The organism is Xanthomonas albilineans (assembly GCF_009931595.1).
Lineage (GTDB): Bacteria > Pseudomonadota > Gammaproteobacteria > Xanthomonadales > Xanthomonadaceae > Xanthomonas_A > Xanthomonas_A albilineans.
In genome coordinates this window covers 3,174,992-3,188,321 of sequence record NZ_CP046570.1, presented here as the reverse complement: position 1 = coordinate 3,188,321, position 13,330 = coordinate 3,174,992, and the positions used below count along the sequence as shown (strand labels likewise).

12 protein-coding genes and 1 riboswitch are annotated in these 13,330 nt (G+C 65.0%); of the genes, 6 read left to right on the top strand and 6 right to left on the bottom strand.

Annotated features, from left to right (window positions below; genetic code table 11):
• Window positions 1-378 precede the first annotated feature (378 nt).
• The 5 genes from XaFJ1_RS13315 to gph all read left to right on the top strand — a co-directional run bounded on the left by XaFJ1_RS13315 (window position 379) and on the right by gph (window position 6,325).
• Window positions 379-852 carry a hypothetical protein gene (locus XaFJ1_RS13315; RefSeq protein WP_012917201.1) on the top strand — a complete coding sequence of 158 codons (474 nt, stop codon included), beginning with the start codon at window positions 379-381 and terminating at the stop codon, window positions 850-852.
• Between the two features lie 173 nt (window positions 853-1,025).
• Window positions 1,026-2,129, top strand: coding sequence for a PLP-dependent cysteine synthase family protein (locus tag XaFJ1_RS13310; protein ID WP_012917200.1), 1,104 nt, complete (start codon window positions 1,026-1,028; stop codon window positions 2,127-2,129).
• 62 nt (window positions 2,130-2,191) lie between these two features.
• Window positions 2,192-4,216, top strand: coding sequence for a M3 family metallopeptidase (locus XaFJ1_RS13305; protein ID WP_012917199.1), 2,025 nt, complete (start codon window positions 2,192-2,194; stop codon window positions 4,214-4,216).
• A gap of 282 nt (window positions 4,217-4,498) precedes the next feature.
• Window positions 4,499-5,560, top strand: a complete 1,062-nt coding sequence (gene dinB, locus XaFJ1_RS13300) for a DNA polymerase IV (RefSeq protein WP_012917198.1) — start codon at window positions 4,499-4,501, stop codon at window positions 5,558-5,560.
• A gap of 111 nt (window positions 5,561-5,671) precedes the next feature.
• Window positions 5,672-6,325 carry a phosphoglycolate phosphatase gene (gene gph, locus XaFJ1_RS13295; protein ID WP_012917197.1) on the top strand — a complete coding sequence of 218 codons (654 nt, stop codon included), beginning with the start codon at window positions 5,672-5,674 and terminating at the stop codon, window positions 6,323-6,325.
• A gap of 79 nt (window positions 6,326-6,404) precedes the next feature.
• Here the strand turns inward: gph and btuB are convergent, their stop codons facing one another.
• From btuB to XaFJ1_RS13280, 3 genes are all read right to left on the bottom strand, one after another.
• Entirely contained in the window at window positions 6,405-8,276 is a 1,872-nt protein-coding gene (btuB, locus tag XaFJ1_RS13290; RefSeq protein WP_012917196.1) for a TonB-dependent vitamin B12 receptor, read from the bottom strand.
• A 114-nt stretch (window positions 8,277-8,390) separates the two neighbouring features.
• Window positions 8,391-8,613, bottom strand: a riboswitch (cobalamin riboswitch).
• A gap of 18 nt (window positions 8,614-8,631) precedes the next feature.
• Window positions 8,632-9,033 (bottom strand): TfoX/Sxy family protein, encoded by a 402-nt coding sequence (locus XaFJ1_RS13285; RefSeq protein ID WP_012917195.1) that lies wholly within the window; start codon window positions 9,031-9,033, stop codon window positions 8,632-8,634.
• Window positions 9,034-9,043: 10 nt separating this feature from the next.
• Window positions 9,044-9,526 (bottom strand): GAF domain-containing protein, encoded by a 483-nt coding sequence (locus XaFJ1_RS13280; RefSeq protein WP_012917194.1) that lies wholly within the window; start codon window positions 9,524-9,526, stop codon window positions 9,044-9,046.
• Window positions 9,527-9,646: 120 nt separating this feature from the next.
• Between XaFJ1_RS13280 and bioD the strand changes: the two genes are divergently transcribed.
• A complete protein-coding gene (gene bioD, locus XaFJ1_RS13275) occupies window positions 9,647-10,342 on the top strand; it encodes a dethiobiotin synthase (protein WP_012917193.1) in 696 nt (231 codons plus the stop codon).
• A 201-nt stretch (window positions 10,343-10,543) separates the two neighbouring features.
• On the opposite strand, the gene XaFJ1_RS13270 is transcribed toward bioD, so the two are convergent.
• From XaFJ1_RS13270 to XaFJ1_RS13260, 3 genes are all read right to left on the bottom strand, one after another.
• Window positions 10,544-10,921, bottom strand: coding sequence for a phasin family protein (locus XaFJ1_RS13270; protein WP_045757401.1), 378 nt, complete (start codon window positions 10,919-10,921; stop codon window positions 10,544-10,546).
• Between the two features lie 200 nt (window positions 10,922-11,121).
• On the bottom strand, window positions 11,122-11,484 hold the full coding sequence (queD, locus tag XaFJ1_RS13265; protein ID WP_012917191.1) for a 6-carboxytetrahydropterin synthase QueD: 363 nt from the start codon (window positions 11,482-11,484) through the stop codon (window positions 11,122-11,124).
• 149 nt (window positions 11,485-11,633) lie between these two features.
• Window positions 11,634-13,004: a DEAD/DEAH box helicase gene (locus tag XaFJ1_RS13260; RefSeq protein ID WP_012917190.1), complete on the bottom strand. Its 1,371-nt coding sequence runs from the start codon at window positions 13,002-13,004 to the stop codon at window positions 11,634-11,636.
• Between the last annotated feature and the right edge of the window lie 326 nt (window positions 13,005-13,330).

Below are 13,330 nucleotides of genomic sequence, written 5' to 3'. Positions count from 1 at the left end.
CGGGGCAAGAGTGCTGCTTCCAAATCGCCTGTTGCGCTTGAATCTTGATGCCATCCATCCATCCGGTTAAAGACTGCTTGGTGGATTTGGGTATGGATGCACAGATCGGTTCATTGGAGGAGTAGGCAGTGATGGTCTCGATACCAGATGCCAAGTCAGCCGGCGATGCAACTTCCTCGTGCCAAGTTCTCAAGCGGATGCGGGATGTGCAATCGCGGTCATTTCGATACCTCCGTCGACACATCGTTCTTAAAATACGCTGTTGACAGCGCTACGCGCTGGCCGGTTTTTCTGGCAGTCGGCGATGTCGACTGCCAACGTCCTGGCCCGGGTTATGCATAAGCTCCAGCCGAGGGTTTCCACTACCCAGGAGCACGTATGTACGAGTCTTTCAGACAGGGGGCGCCGGCCGAGCTATGGCAGGCGTTGGTGCAGGAGGCCGGACAGCGTCGGGGCCGGCCGTTGGATGTATCGCGCGAGCACTATCTGGTGTTCGTGCTGTTGCGCTATCAGCGCGATGCGCAGTTGTTGGCGCGCACTCAGGCGCTGGCCTGGTTGCATGCGCAGGAGCAGGTCGGGGGTGTCCGTGCCAATGCGTTGCGCGAGGTCGGCGATAGCTGTTTGTTGATCGCCGGGTTGTTTCCCGGCCTGGCCGCGCGGCGTCGGGTCAGCGTGGACTACTTCATCGATCTTGGCCGCGGTGCTTACCATGCAGTCGCAGAAACGCGCGACTGCGACGCGGGTCTGTTCGCGCAACTCGCACGTGGCTACCGCGATCTGGTCGGTACGCTGGGGGCTTTGCGTCCGCCGCGTCCGTTGCTGGCAGGCGTGGATAGCGCAATGCATGCTTGATGTTGGGTGCGTACGCGCCGCTGTGACGGTGCGCGTTCGGACTGCATGTGCAGCGTGGCGACCATCTGGAACCCTGTAATCCGCCAGGTTCGGTACGTCGACGCCGTCGACATGCGGACGGACACCTGGATGGACGTGTATCGTGGGCGCTGTCTCTCCGTTTCTGCATCATCATGACTCAGCATGCCTGGACGGCCAACGCCATCCATACGATCGAAGCCGATTTCAATCGTTCGGCCGACACCCATCTGATCCCCTTGGAACTGCCCGGTTTCTCCGGGATCGACCTGTATTTCAAGGACGAATCCAGCCACCCCACCGGCAGCCTCAAGCATCGTCTGGCGCGCTCGTTGTTCCTGTACGCGCTGGCCAATGGCTGGCTGCGCGAGGGGCGACCGGTGATCGAAGCCTCCAGTGGTTCCACCGCGGTGTCCGAAGCCTATTTCGCCCGCTTGCTGGGGCTGCCGTTCATCGCGGTGATGCCGGCGACGACGTCGCCGGAGAAGATCGCCGCGATCGAATTTCAGGGGGGGCGCTGTCACCTGATCGAGCGCGCGTGCGATCTGCATGCCGACGCCGCGCAACTGGCGCGTGAAACCGGCGGCCACTTCATGGATCAGTTTCTCTATGCCGAGCGTGCCACCGATTGGCGGGCCAATAACAACATCGCCGAATCGATCTTCCGGCAGATGCAGGAGGAGTTGTACCCGGTGCCGGAATGGATCGTATGCAGCCCCGGTACCGGGGGAACCGCCGCCACCCTTGGGCGCTACGTACGCTACCGCCGTCACCCCACACGGATTCTCTGCGCGGACCCGGAGATATCGTTGTTCTTCGACGGCTATCGTGAGGCGCTGGCCGGGCGCGATTACACCTGCTTGACCAGCAACGGAGGTTCGCGCATCGAGGGCATCGGCCGTCCGCAGGTGGAGCCGAGCTTCATCCCCAGTTGCATCGATGCGATGATCAAAGTTCCCGATGCGCTGAGCTTGGCTGCGATGCGTTATGTCAGCGCGCGCCTGGGCCGGCGCGTGGGCGGCTCCACCGGCACCAATTTCGTCGGTGTGTTGCAAGCGGCCATGCGCATGCGTGCGCAGGGCCGTCGCGGTTCCATCGTCACCATCCTGTGCGATAGCGGCGAGCGTTACGCGCATAGCTACTATCGGCCGGAGTGGTACTTGCAGCACGGCATCGACGTCGAACAGGCCGATGCGCAATTGGCCGTGGCCCTGGCGGGTGGCGATCTGCCGGCGCTGCCTTGTGCTGCGCTGGAGTGACCACCATCTCCCCCGTCATGGCTGGCGTCGCCGGTCCTTCCTCCGTTACCGAGAGTTCCGCGATGACCAATCCCCTGCTCGATTTTTCCGGACTACCGCGTTTCGATGCGATCCAGCCCGAACACATCGGCCCGGCGATCGATACGCTGCTGGCGCAAGCCCAAGCGGCGGTCGCCGCGGCCGAGCGGATCGCGCCGTTGCGCTGGGACACCTTCGTGACGCCGTTGGACGACGCCACCGAGTCCCTGTCGCGTGCCTGGGGTCAGGTCGTTCACTTGCAGGCGGTGGTCAACACGCCGACGCTGCGCGAGGCCTATAACGCCAACCTGCCCAAGGTGACGCGCTTCTTCAGTGCGCTGGGGCAGAACCTGGCGCTTTTCGCGCAGTACCGCGCGCTGGCGGATGCGCCAGCGGCCGTTGCACTGGATCCGGCACAGCGCAAGGTGCTGGATAACGCGTTGCGTGATTTCCGCTTGGGCGGTGCGGAACTGGACGAGGCCGATAAGCAGCGTTTCGCCACGATCCAGGAGGAATTGTCCGCGCTTTCGGCTACGTTCTCGCAGCATGTGCTCGATGCGACCGATGCTTGGTCGTTATTGATCGATGACCCGGCACGCTTGGCTGGCTTGCCCGAAGAGGTCGTCATGGCCGCGCGCACGGCTGCGGCGCAGGACGGTTTATCGGGCTGGAAACTGACCATGCAGATGCCGTGCTATCTGCCGGTGCAGATGTACGCCGAAGATCGCGCATTGCGCGAGACTTTGTACCGAGCCAATGCAATCCGCGCCTCGGAGTTTGGCGATCCGGCACTGGATAACAGTGCGGCGATTGCACGCATCCTGGCGCTGCGCAGCGAACTGGCCGGTCTGCTGGGGTTCGCCAGCTACGCCGAGTACTCGTTGGCGACCAAGATGGCGCGCACGCCGGAGGAGGTGCTGGAGTTCCTGGGCGATCTGGCTGCACGCGCCAAGCCCTACGCGCAGCGCGATCGGGCCGAGCTGGAAGCCTTCGCACGCGAGCACCTGAGCTTGGAGACGCTGGAGGCTTGGGATCTGGCCTATGCCAGCGAGCAGCTCAAGCAGGCGCGCTACAGTTTTTCCGAGCAGGAAGTGAAACGCTATTTCACCGAGCCGAAAGTGTTGGAAGGCTTGTTCGGCGTCATCCACGACCTTTACGGCTTACGTGTGGAAGCCGACACCGCGCCGCTGTGGCACCCGGACGTGCGCTTTTTCCGTCTCAGCGATGCACAGGGTCGTTTGGTCGGCCAGTTTTATCTGGACCTGTACGCCCGCGAGGGCAAGCGCGGCGGCGCCTGGATGGACGATGGCCGTAACCGCCGCAATCGCGTCGATGGCGTGCAGACGCCGCTGGTGTATCTGGTGTGCAATTTCGGTCGCGGCAGCGATGGCAAGCCTGCGACCTTCACCCACAACGAGGTCGTCACCCTCTTTCACGAGATGGGCCATGGTCTGCATCAGTTGCTGACCCAGGTCGGCGAGCTGGGCGTGGCTGGCATCAACGGCGTGGAATGGGATGCGGTGGAGCTCCCCAGTCAGTTCATGGAAAACTTTTGCTGGGAATGGTCGCGGGTGCAGGCGATGAGCGCGCACGTGGACAGCGGGGCGGCGCTGCCGCGCGCGCTGTTCGACAAGATGTTGGCGGCGAAAAATTACCAGAGTGGCATGTTTGCCGTGCGCCAGTTGGAGTTCGCGTTGTTCGACATGCAGTTGCACAACAGTGCTCCCGTCGATGCGGCAGGCGTGTTGCAATTGCTCGAACGCGTGCGCGATGCGGTGGCGGTGAATCGGCCGCCGGCCTGGAACCGTTTCCCGCATCACTTCAGCCACATCTTCGCTGGTGGCTATGCGGCGGGCTACTACAGCTACAAGTGGGCCGAAGTACTCAGCGCCGATGCTTATGCCGCGTTCGAGGATGCGCCGGACCAGATGGCCGCGACCGGTGCGCGCTTTTTGCGCGAGATTTTGGCGCGCGGAGGGAGTCGCCCGGCACTGGAGAATTTCACCGCGTTTCGCGGTCGTGCGCCGGAACTGGATGCGCTGCTGCGGCACAATGGTATGGCGAGCTGAGTGCCGCAGTTGCCTCGCAGGTCGGTCATCGCCAAGCCGACGTGCCGTTGCGGCGCGCGCTTGATGCTGGCGGTTGCCGGTGGCCGCGCGGGAACGTGGATGGAGCGGCAGGCGTGGCGAGAGGTCCGCCGCGAATCGGAAGCAAGACGGCGCAGCTGCCGCACCGTGTCGGCCAGCGTCCTGCGAGGTGTGCCGGGGTGGGGCGAGTGGGCGGTCTTCCTCCATATGCGGCGCTTGCGCGTATCATGCCGCAACCATCCGTAGGGGGAGGATGCAGGGCCGATGCGCAAGATCATTCACGTGGACATGGATGCGTTCTACGCGTCCGTGGAGCAGCGTGACGATCCCGCATTGCGCGGCAAACCGGTGGTGGTGGCGTGGCGCGGCATGCGCTCGGTGGTGTGCGCTGCATCCTACGAAGCGCGCGTGTTCGGCGTGCGTTCGGCGATGCCGGCGCTGCGTGCCGAACGGTTGTGTCCGGATGCGATCTTCGTGCCGCCGGATTTCGCCCGCTACAAGGCGGTATCGCGACAGGTGCGCGCGATCTTCCAGCGCCATACCGATCTGATCGAGCCACTGTCGCTGGACGAGGCGTATCTCGACGTGACCGTGCCCAAGGGCGGGCCTGCCGCCGCCACCGAGATCGCCCAGACCATCCGTGCGCAGATTCGCGAGGAAACTGCATTGACCGCCTCGGCGGGCATCGCGCCGAACAAGTTCCTGGCCAAGATCGCCTCGGATTGGCGTAAGCCGGATGGTCAGTGCGTGATTCACCCGCATCGCGTGGAAGCATTCCTGACCCCGCTGCCGGTGAACAAGGTGCCGGGCGTGGGCAAGGTCATGCAGAGCAAGCTGGCGGCGTTGGGTATCGTCACCGTCGGTGACCTGCGTGATTGCAGCGAGGCGGAACTGGAGGCGCGTTTCGGTAGTTTTGGCCTGCGCCTGTATCAGCGTGCGCGTGGCATCGACGAGCGTCCTGTGGAATCGGATCAGCCGGTGCAATCGATTTCTTCCGAGGACACGTTCGCCGAAGACCTGGCGCTGGAGGCGCTGGAGCCGGCGATCCGGCGTCTGGCGGAAAAAACCTGGGACGCCACCCGTCGCACCGACCGGGTCGCCCGCACCGTCGTGCTGAAACTGAAGACCGCGCAGTTCCGCATTCTCACCCGCAGTTTCACTCCGGAGCGGCCGCCGGAATCGCTGCAGACGTTGATCGACATCGCCCTGGCGTTGCGCCAACGTGTGGACTTGCCCGCATCCACGCGTTATCGCCTGGTGGGAGTGGGATTATCCGGCTTCCATGAGTGCGCGCCAGGGCAGACCCAGGGCCAGCTGTTCGCCTGATCCGAGCGTGATGCGCATCGCGCGTCACCCGCCTGCCGATGTGCAGGGGTGTGTCGGTCGCAACATGGTGCCGCCTACAATGCCTGCCTTCTTCGCGGGCACAGCAACGAGATGACGTTTCCTTATGCAGTGGTGATATTCGATCTGGACGGCACCTTGGTGGACAGTGGCGCCGACATCGCCGAAGCGCTCAATCGCACGCTGAGCGCGTTCGGCTTGGCGCGTGTGCCCGAGGCCAGCGTGCTTGGCTGGATCGGCGAAGGCGTGCGCACGCTGGTCGAGAGCGCATGGCGGCACGCGCACGATGCCACTCCGATCGATGTGGTGATGCCGGTTTTCATGCGTCATTACGCGGACTGTCTGTTGCGCAGTCCACGTCTGTATCCGGGCGTGGCTGAGGCGCTGTCCCAATTGCGCGCCGCCGGCACCACGTTGGCGCTGTGCACCAACAAGCCGGTCGCCTTGGTGTCGCCGTTACTGTGTCATCTCGGTGTGGCCGATGCGTTTGCGGCGGTACTCGGTGGCGATAGCCTATCCGAGCGCAAGCCCAGCCCGGCACCGTTACTGCACTTGGCGCGGCAGTTTGCGCAGCCGCCCTCGCGTTGCCTGATGGTGGGCGATTCCGCGACCGACCTGCAGGCGGCGCATGCCGCGGGCATGCCCGTGGCGCTGGTGCGCTATGGCTATCCGCGCATGTTGGATCTGACCAAGGCCGATGTCGTGCTGTTGATGGACGACGTGCGCGAATTATTGCGGTTGCGCTGAACCGCGAGTTTCGAGCGCATACCACTTTCGCTGCGTCTCCACCCGCGCTGCGCCATGCGGCGCAGCGTGTTGTGAACGCTCAGCGTGCCGCTGGCGCGTAGCGCAGGGTTAGGCCGTACTCGCGGCCCAGTTGGTTGTACCAATTCACGGTCTGGTAGCGACGGTCGAATACGTTGCTGGCCTTGGCCTGCAATGTCCAGTCGGCTGCGAATGCGTATTCCACGCGCAGATCGACCGTGCCGTAGCCGCCCAGGCGCACCTGATTGGCCGCGTCGTCGTAGCGGTGGCCACTGCCGAATGCGGTGATGCCGAACTTGATCGGCCCGAAGCCGCGATCCACGTCCAGTCGTCCGGTGTTCTGTGCGCGCCGCGCCAGCCAGTTGTCGCGGTTGTCGCCGTCGCTGCGGTTGCGTGGATCGGTATGGCTCAGCTGCGCCGACAGTTCCCAGCCGGCCAGCGTCGCATAACCGGTCAGCTCGGCACCGCGGATGCGCGCCTCGTCCACATTCACCGGCAGGAACGTGGCGGCGTCGTAGGAGATCAGGTCGTCGACGCGGGTTTCGTAGGCGTTGAAGGTCCAGTTCCAAGTGTCCGCGTACTGTGCCACGCCCAGGTTCCCGCTCTTGGACTTCTCCGGTTTCAGTGCCGGGTTGCCGGCGAAGGGGAAATACAGGTCGTTGAAGGTCGGCGCCTTGAAGCCAGTGCCGATGCTGGCGGTGAGTTTGACCCCGCCGCCCAGGGCCAGGCCCCAGCCGAGGCTGCCGGTGGTGTGTTCGCCGAACTGTTGGTTGTCGTCGCTGCGCACGCTGGCCTGTAGCTGTTGTGCGCCGAAATGGCCCTGGTATTCGGCGAACACGCCGGTATTGCGGCGGCTGTCGACGTCGAAGGCGGTGGTGCTGGTCACTTGTTCGCGCTGCCAGTCGCTGCCGACGCTGAGCAGGTGGCCTTCGGTCAGGGTGATGTCGCCCTGCGCCGCCGCGGTATCGCGGCGGCTGTCGAAGGTGCTGACAAAGCTGCGCGTGTGGCTGCCCGGAGCGCGGTAGTAGCTGTGGGCATCGTCGACATTGCGGCCGAGTTGCGTGCTCAGGTGCAGGCGCTCGGATGGGGTCCAGTCGAGGGTGCCGCCGAACACCTGTTGGGTGTTGTCGGCCTCGTTGCCGGCGTATACCGGGTCGCCGTCGTATGCGTTGCGGCTGTCGATGTTCAGCGCCTGACCTGCGACCCGCAGCGTATCGCTCAGCGCGTAGCCGCCGCGTGCGCTCAGCGAGACGTTGCGGTAGCCATCGCGGTCGGGCTGGTCGACGAAGCAGCCCGCGAACAGCATGGCCGAACCGTTGCAGGCGTTGATGCCGCGGGTCTTCTGGTAACCGCTCTGCACGGCGAGCCAGCCGCGCGTGCCGCGGTTGCTGAAGCCGGCGCTGGCGTCGCGCAGGCCATCGCTGCCGCCGCCCAGGCTCAGGTTCTGTTGGAAGCCCTGGCCGGCATGGCGGGTGAAAATCTGGATGACGCCGCCGATGGCGTCGGAGCCGTACAGGCTCGAACGCGGGCCGCGCACGATCTCGATGCGTTCGATCTGGCTCAGCGGCAGGTCCTGGAACGCGGCCAAGCCGGCGCTGGCCGAGCCGATGCGAACGCCGTCTACCAGCACCAACACGTGGTCCGATTCGCTGCCGCGCAGGTTCAGGGTGGTCAACTTGCCCAGCCCGCCCTGGTTGGAGATACCGATGCCTGCCCGGCCTTGCAGCAACTGCGCCAGCGAATCGGCCTGGCTGCGTTCGATCTCGGCGCGGTCGATGACCTGTGCCGGTACCACGCTGTCCTCCACTGCGATCTGGGTGCGGGTGGCGGTGACCAGGACCTGATCGAGGTCGTTGGCGGCATCGGCGGCCAGCGCCAGCGAAGGCAGGAACAGGGCGGACGCGATTGCGACCGAAAGCAGGTGGGACGACATGGGGTAGCAACTCCGGCGCGCGAGCGTGCGCTGTGACAACAAGGGAGTCGCGAATGGGAGCGAGCGAGTGGACAGCACCGAACATGGCGCAGCACGCGCGACGCCCGCGCATCGCAACCTGTGAACTGCAAGGCCGGTCTCCGGGCTGGCGATGGCGGAGGCGGAGGCGGACCTCCCGGCTGCGACGCCTGCCCATGCCATGGCACAGCGGTGTGGGTCGTCAGCGCGGATCGCTTACCGTTGCTGGGGCAGCGCCGGCTTTGTCGCAAGACGCACCGGCTTCCCGTTTCAACCCGCGGGCCGGAGCCGGCGGGTCACCTTGAAGTGGCTCGATTGTACGCCATTGTGGCGCGGTTCAGTCGATCGCACTGGTGCCGGCGCGGCGGCTGGGCTCCTCATCGCTCCCAGTGCTGTTGTGAGCCTTGTCGTCGTCGTCGTCGCGAGCGAAGCGGGTGGTCGCCACTGGCGCGGCCATTGGTCGACCGTGGGCGGCCTGCAATGCGGTTGCTGCGGTTTCCAGTTCGCTCAGCAACTGCGTGCGTCGTGCTTCGGGCAGTTGCTGCCAATGGCAGTCGCGCAACGCGCCTTCCAGCGAGTACAGCAGGTTGAGGCTGGGTTTGAAGCCGGCGCGCTTGACCTTGAGGAAGGCGCCAATTGCACCGGCCGCCGCCAGATCCTGGGGTGTGTGCACGCCCACCTGACGCAGCCAGGCGGTGCTCTTGGGGCCGATGTTGCGCAGCTTGGTCGGACGACGCATCGCGGTGCGTCTATCGCAGGCTGTCGACGAAGACCTGTGCGATGGCTTCCAGGCCGCATTGGTCGTCGGCGTCGAAGCGGGCCAGGTCTGGGCTATCCAGATCGAACACGCCGATCAGGGCGCCATTGCGTAGCAGTGGCACGACCAGTTCGGAGCGCGAGGCCGCATCGCAGGCGATGTGCCCGGGAAATGTCTCCACATCGTCGATGCGCTGGGTCTGCCCGCTGCTGGCGGCGGCGCCGCACACACCCTTGTGCAAGGGAATGCGCACGCACGCGGGCAGGCCCTGGAACGGCCCGACCACCAGTTCCTTGCCATCGTAGAGATAGAAACCGACCCAGTTCAGTTGCGGCAACGCGTGGTACACCAGCGCTGCCAGATTTGCGGCATTGGCGATGCGATCGGGTTCGCCAGCGACCAGCGCACGCGCCTGAGCGAGTAACTGGGCGTACTGTTCCGGCTTGCTGCCGGTAAGCGAGGAGGACGCGAACATCGTGCGAGTCTAGCAGCGCGACCTGCCTTGTGAGCGCCGTCGCAGGGCTGACGTCGGGCGCGTTGCCGGCTATCCTGCGCGCCGCCGCGCGTTTTGCCGCTCAATCCACAGGCTTTTGTCATGCGTTTTCCCGCCTTCTACGTCACCGGCACCGATACCGGCATCGGTAAGACCATCGCTAGCACTGCGCTGTTGCATGCCTTGCGCACGCGCGGTCAGCGCGCGGTCGGCATGAAGCCGGTCGCCAGCGGCTGCGAGCGTCACGCCGATGGCTGGCGCAACGAAGATGCGCTGGCGTTGCAGGCGGCGAGTGTGCCGTGCCCGGCGTATCACGATCTCAATCCCTACGCCTTGCCGTTGCCGTTGGCACCGGAACTGGCCGCTGCCGATGCGGGTGTGCAACTGTCATTGGAGCCGATCGCCGCTGCCTTCGCCCGCTTGCGTGCCCTGGCGGATGTGTTGGTGGTGGAAGGCGTCGGTGGCTGGGCGGCGCCGCTATCGGCGACGCTGGATCAGGCCGACCTGGCACGCGCGCTGGGTTTGCCGGTGGTGTTGGTGGTGGGCTTGCGCCTGGGTTGCCTCAATCACGCCCGGCTGAGCGCCGCGGCGATCGCTGCCGATGGCTTGCAGTGCATCGGCTGGATCGGGAACGAGATCGACCCGGCGATGGAGCGTATCGACGACAACATGGCGATGCTGAGCGAACGGCTGCCGATGCCGTGCTGGGGACGTCTGCCGTATAGGCCGCAGCCGCAGGCCGAGCAACTGGCAACGTTCCTGCAGCCGTGGTCCGGCGAGCAGGTGGCGCCGGGCTGAGTCGTGCCGTGGCGCAATGCAGCGGTGACGTACGCGCTGTGCTTGCAGCAGTGCGATACCCGTGCAGAGGCCTGAATCCGGCGCATAAAAAAGCCCGGTGGAGGGAGGGATCCACCGGGCCTGAGGTTGCATGGGGGGAGGGGCCCATGCAGACCGCCGGGTGCGTCGCGCGGCATGGCCGCAGCGACGTAGAGCGAGAGATTACTTGCTGGTAGTTTTCGGCTTCGCCGCAGCCTGTTCGGTGGCTGCTTCGAACTGATGCTTGGCCAACTGGCCGATGGCTTCTGAGGTCTTCAGGCCGAGACCGAACACTTCCTGGTTGGCCGTGGCCAGACGCTCGAAGCTGTCGCGGGCCAACTGCAAGCCCTTCGGCCACAGCGCCTGGATGCTGCCAAGATCTCGCGCTTCGGTCAGTTCGCTGAGGAAGCTGGCGGTGGCCGAGATGTTCTTCTCGAAAGTTTTCAACTGTACGCCGAACACGCCCTCCGCGCTTTCCAGCGCCAGACGATTGGCACGCGCTGCGGTAGCGGCGAACTGCTGGGTATAGCTGCTGAACTGGTCGTTGAACTGGGCGGACATCATGCAACTCCGTGGGAATGCTGATTGGCTGTTGCAGCGCAACATACTCCGATCCTGCTGCATTGCAACATGATTTTTCTGAAGCCGCTCAGGATCCGTTTAAATTTATTCAAAATCAATAGCTTGAATTAAAAATAGACGCTCCCGGTGGCGTTCGGGATGTGGTCGCGGGCTGGGGCGTGTGCGGCGACCCGTCGGGCTCAGGCCGCAGGGCCGCGATAGCGGCAGCCGGAGGTGCAGGTCTCGTGCACCACCACTTCGCTGAGGATGGGCAGGACTGGCTTGAGCCGCTCCCAGATCCACACGGCCAGACGCTCGCTGGTCGGATTTTCCAGGCCCTCAATGTCGTTGAGGTAGTGGTGGTCGAGTTGCTCGTAGAGCGGCAGGAACGCGGCCTTGATGTCGCCGAAATCGACAAGCCAGCCGGTTTCGGGATCTGGCTCCCCACTGACGTGCAATTCGACCCGGAACGAATGTCCGTGCAGACGCGCGCATTTGTGACCTGGCGGTACGTTGGGTAGGCGGTGTGCCGCTTCTAGGGTGAAAACTTTGAAGATGTCCATGGCGACATTGTATGAGGAGAGTCGTGCGATATCAGTGGCGTGATCGTGTATGCCCTGGCTACTTCTATGGAGATGGGTCGAGCTGCATGCCGCCCCGAAGGGCGGCATTTGTGGATACGTCCACGCGGGCTGGCGACTGTGTCCTGGCTTCAGTGCGGAGCGTTGCTGGGCGGGCGGTTGCCGCCATTGCCCTGGCGGCGTCCCTGACCCTGGCGGCGGGCACCGTCGGCGTGGTGGCCGCCGGGCTTCTTGCTGCCCGCGTGGGCGTGCGACGGCGCATCACCGTGTCCGCGTCGTGCATGGCTGCCGCGGCGCGGTGGACGGTTGCCGCCCGGACGCTCGTCCGGTGGGTTGTTGTTGCCCCAGCGGATCGGTGTGGCTGGCTCGAAACCCGGCACGTCGCGAATGTCCATATCGCGCTTGAGCAGGCGCGCGATCGCGCGCAGCAGCTTGGCTTCGTCCTGCGCCACCAGCGAGACTGCCTCGCCTTGGGCGCCGTTGCGGCCGGTACGGCCGATGCGGTGCACGTAGTCCTCGGCGACCATCGGCAGGTCGTAGTTGATGACTTGCGGCAACTGGTCGATGTCGATGCCGCGCGCGGCGATGTCGGTCGCCACCAGGACGGTGATCCGGCTGGCCTTGAAGTCACCCAGCGCGCGCAGACGCTGGCCCTGGCTCTTGTTGCCGTGGATCGCCGCGGCCTTGATTCCGGACTTGTCCAGGAACGTGGTCAGCTTGTCGGCGCCATGCTTGGTGCGTGCGAACACCAGCGTCTGCTTGCGCGAGTCGGCCGCCAGCAGGTGCAGCAGCAGTTCGCGCTTGCGCGCGCCATCGACTGGGTGTACGCGGTGGGTGATGGTGTCGGCGACGGTGTTGCTCGGAGTGGCCTGGATTTCCTGCGGGTTGTGCATGAACTCGCGGGCCAACTGCTTGATGCCTTCCTCGAAGGTGGCCGAGAACAACAGGGTCTGCCGGTTTTGCTTGGGCAGCTTGGTCAGGATGCGTTTGATCGACGGCAGGAAGCCCATGTCGAGCATGCGGTCGGCCTCGTCCAGAACCAGGATCTCGATGCCGGACAGGTCCACGCTGCGGCGCTCGAGATGGTCGAGCAGGCGCCCCGGGCAGGCGATCAGCAGATCTACGCCCCGGCGCAGCGCGTCGAGCTGGTTGCCCATGCCCACGCCACCGTAGATGGTGGCGCTGGGAATGCGCAGATACTTGCTGTAGCCGCGCAGGCTGTCGTGAACCTGGGTGGCCAGTTCGCGGGTCGGGGTCAGGATCAGTGCGCGTGGCTTGCGCGGGCCCGAGCCCACCGTCTGCGCCGAGGTGCCCAGGTGTTGCAGCAGCGGCAGGCCGAACGCGGCGGTTTTGCCGGTGCCGGTTTGCGCGCCGGCCATCAGGTCGTGGCCCTGCAGTGCCACAGGAATCGCCTGCGACTGGATCGGGGTGGGGGTTTCATAGCCCTGCTCGGCCAGCGCACGCAGCAGGAAGGGCGCAAGGCCCAGGGATTCGAACGACATCAGGATGCTCCAGGTCACACGTCGACGCCGGGACCAGCCCGGCGCGCAGACGCAAGTAGGTGAGGCTCGGAGCGTTCCCGTGAACCGCGCTGCGAGATGGTGTGGATCGACCCGGAGCGCAAGGCTCGGGTTTGTCGGCACCACGAAAGGCGTCGGGTGGAGCGGGCGAGCGGATCGGGCGATCCTGGCCTCGCCGGCGGTCCTTGAGGGAAACGGACGACCGCATGCAGACTTGCGTAGTATACCCTGAATTGGCGTGTCGCACAAAATGCGGTTTAAGTTTCGATTGAAACCAAGCCGGCTTCTGGTCGTAGAATTACCCCATT

Coding starts and splice junctions, on each gene's coding strand:
- XaFJ1_RS13315 (WP_012917201.1), top strand. CDS start 379: ATGTACGAGTCTTTCAGACAGGGGGCGCCGGCCGAGCTATGGCAGGCG.
- XaFJ1_RS13310 (WP_012917200.1), top strand. CDS start 1,026: ATGACTCAGCATGCCTGGACGGCCAACGCCATCCATACGATCGAAGCC.
- XaFJ1_RS13305 (WP_012917199.1), top strand. CDS start 2,192: ATGACCAATCCCCTGCTCGATTTTTCCGGACTACCGCGTTTCGATGCG.
- dinB (WP_012917198.1), top strand. CDS start 4,499: ATGCGCAAGATCATTCACGTGGACATGGATGCGTTCTACGCGTCCGTG.
- gph (WP_012917197.1), top strand. CDS start 5,672: ATGACGTTTCCTTATGCAGTGGTGATATTCGATCTGGACGGCACCTTG.
- btuB (WP_012917196.1), bottom strand. CDS start 8,276: ATGTCGTCCCACCTGCTTTCGGTCGCAATCGCGTCCGCCCTGTTCCTG.
- XaFJ1_RS13285 (WP_012917195.1), bottom strand. CDS start 9,033: ATGCGTCGTCCGACCAAGCTGCGCAACATCGGCCCCAAGAGCACCGCC.
- XaFJ1_RS13280 (WP_012917194.1), bottom strand. CDS start 9,526: ATGTTCGCGTCCTCCTCGCTTACCGGCAGCAAGCCGGAACAGTACGCC.
- bioD (WP_012917193.1), top strand. CDS start 9,647: ATGCGTTTTCCCGCCTTCTACGTCACCGGCACCGATACCGGCATCGGT.
- XaFJ1_RS13270 (WP_045757401.1), bottom strand. CDS start 10,921: ATGTCCGCCCAGTTCAACGACCAGTTCAGCAGCTATACCCAGCAGTTC.
- queD (WP_012917191.1), bottom strand. CDS start 11,484: ATGGACATCTTCAAAGTTTTCACCCTAGAAGCGGCACACCGCCTACCC.
- XaFJ1_RS13260 (WP_012917190.1), bottom strand. CDS start 13,004: ATGTCGTTCGAATCCCTGGGCCTTGCGCCCTTCCTGCTGCGTGCGCTG.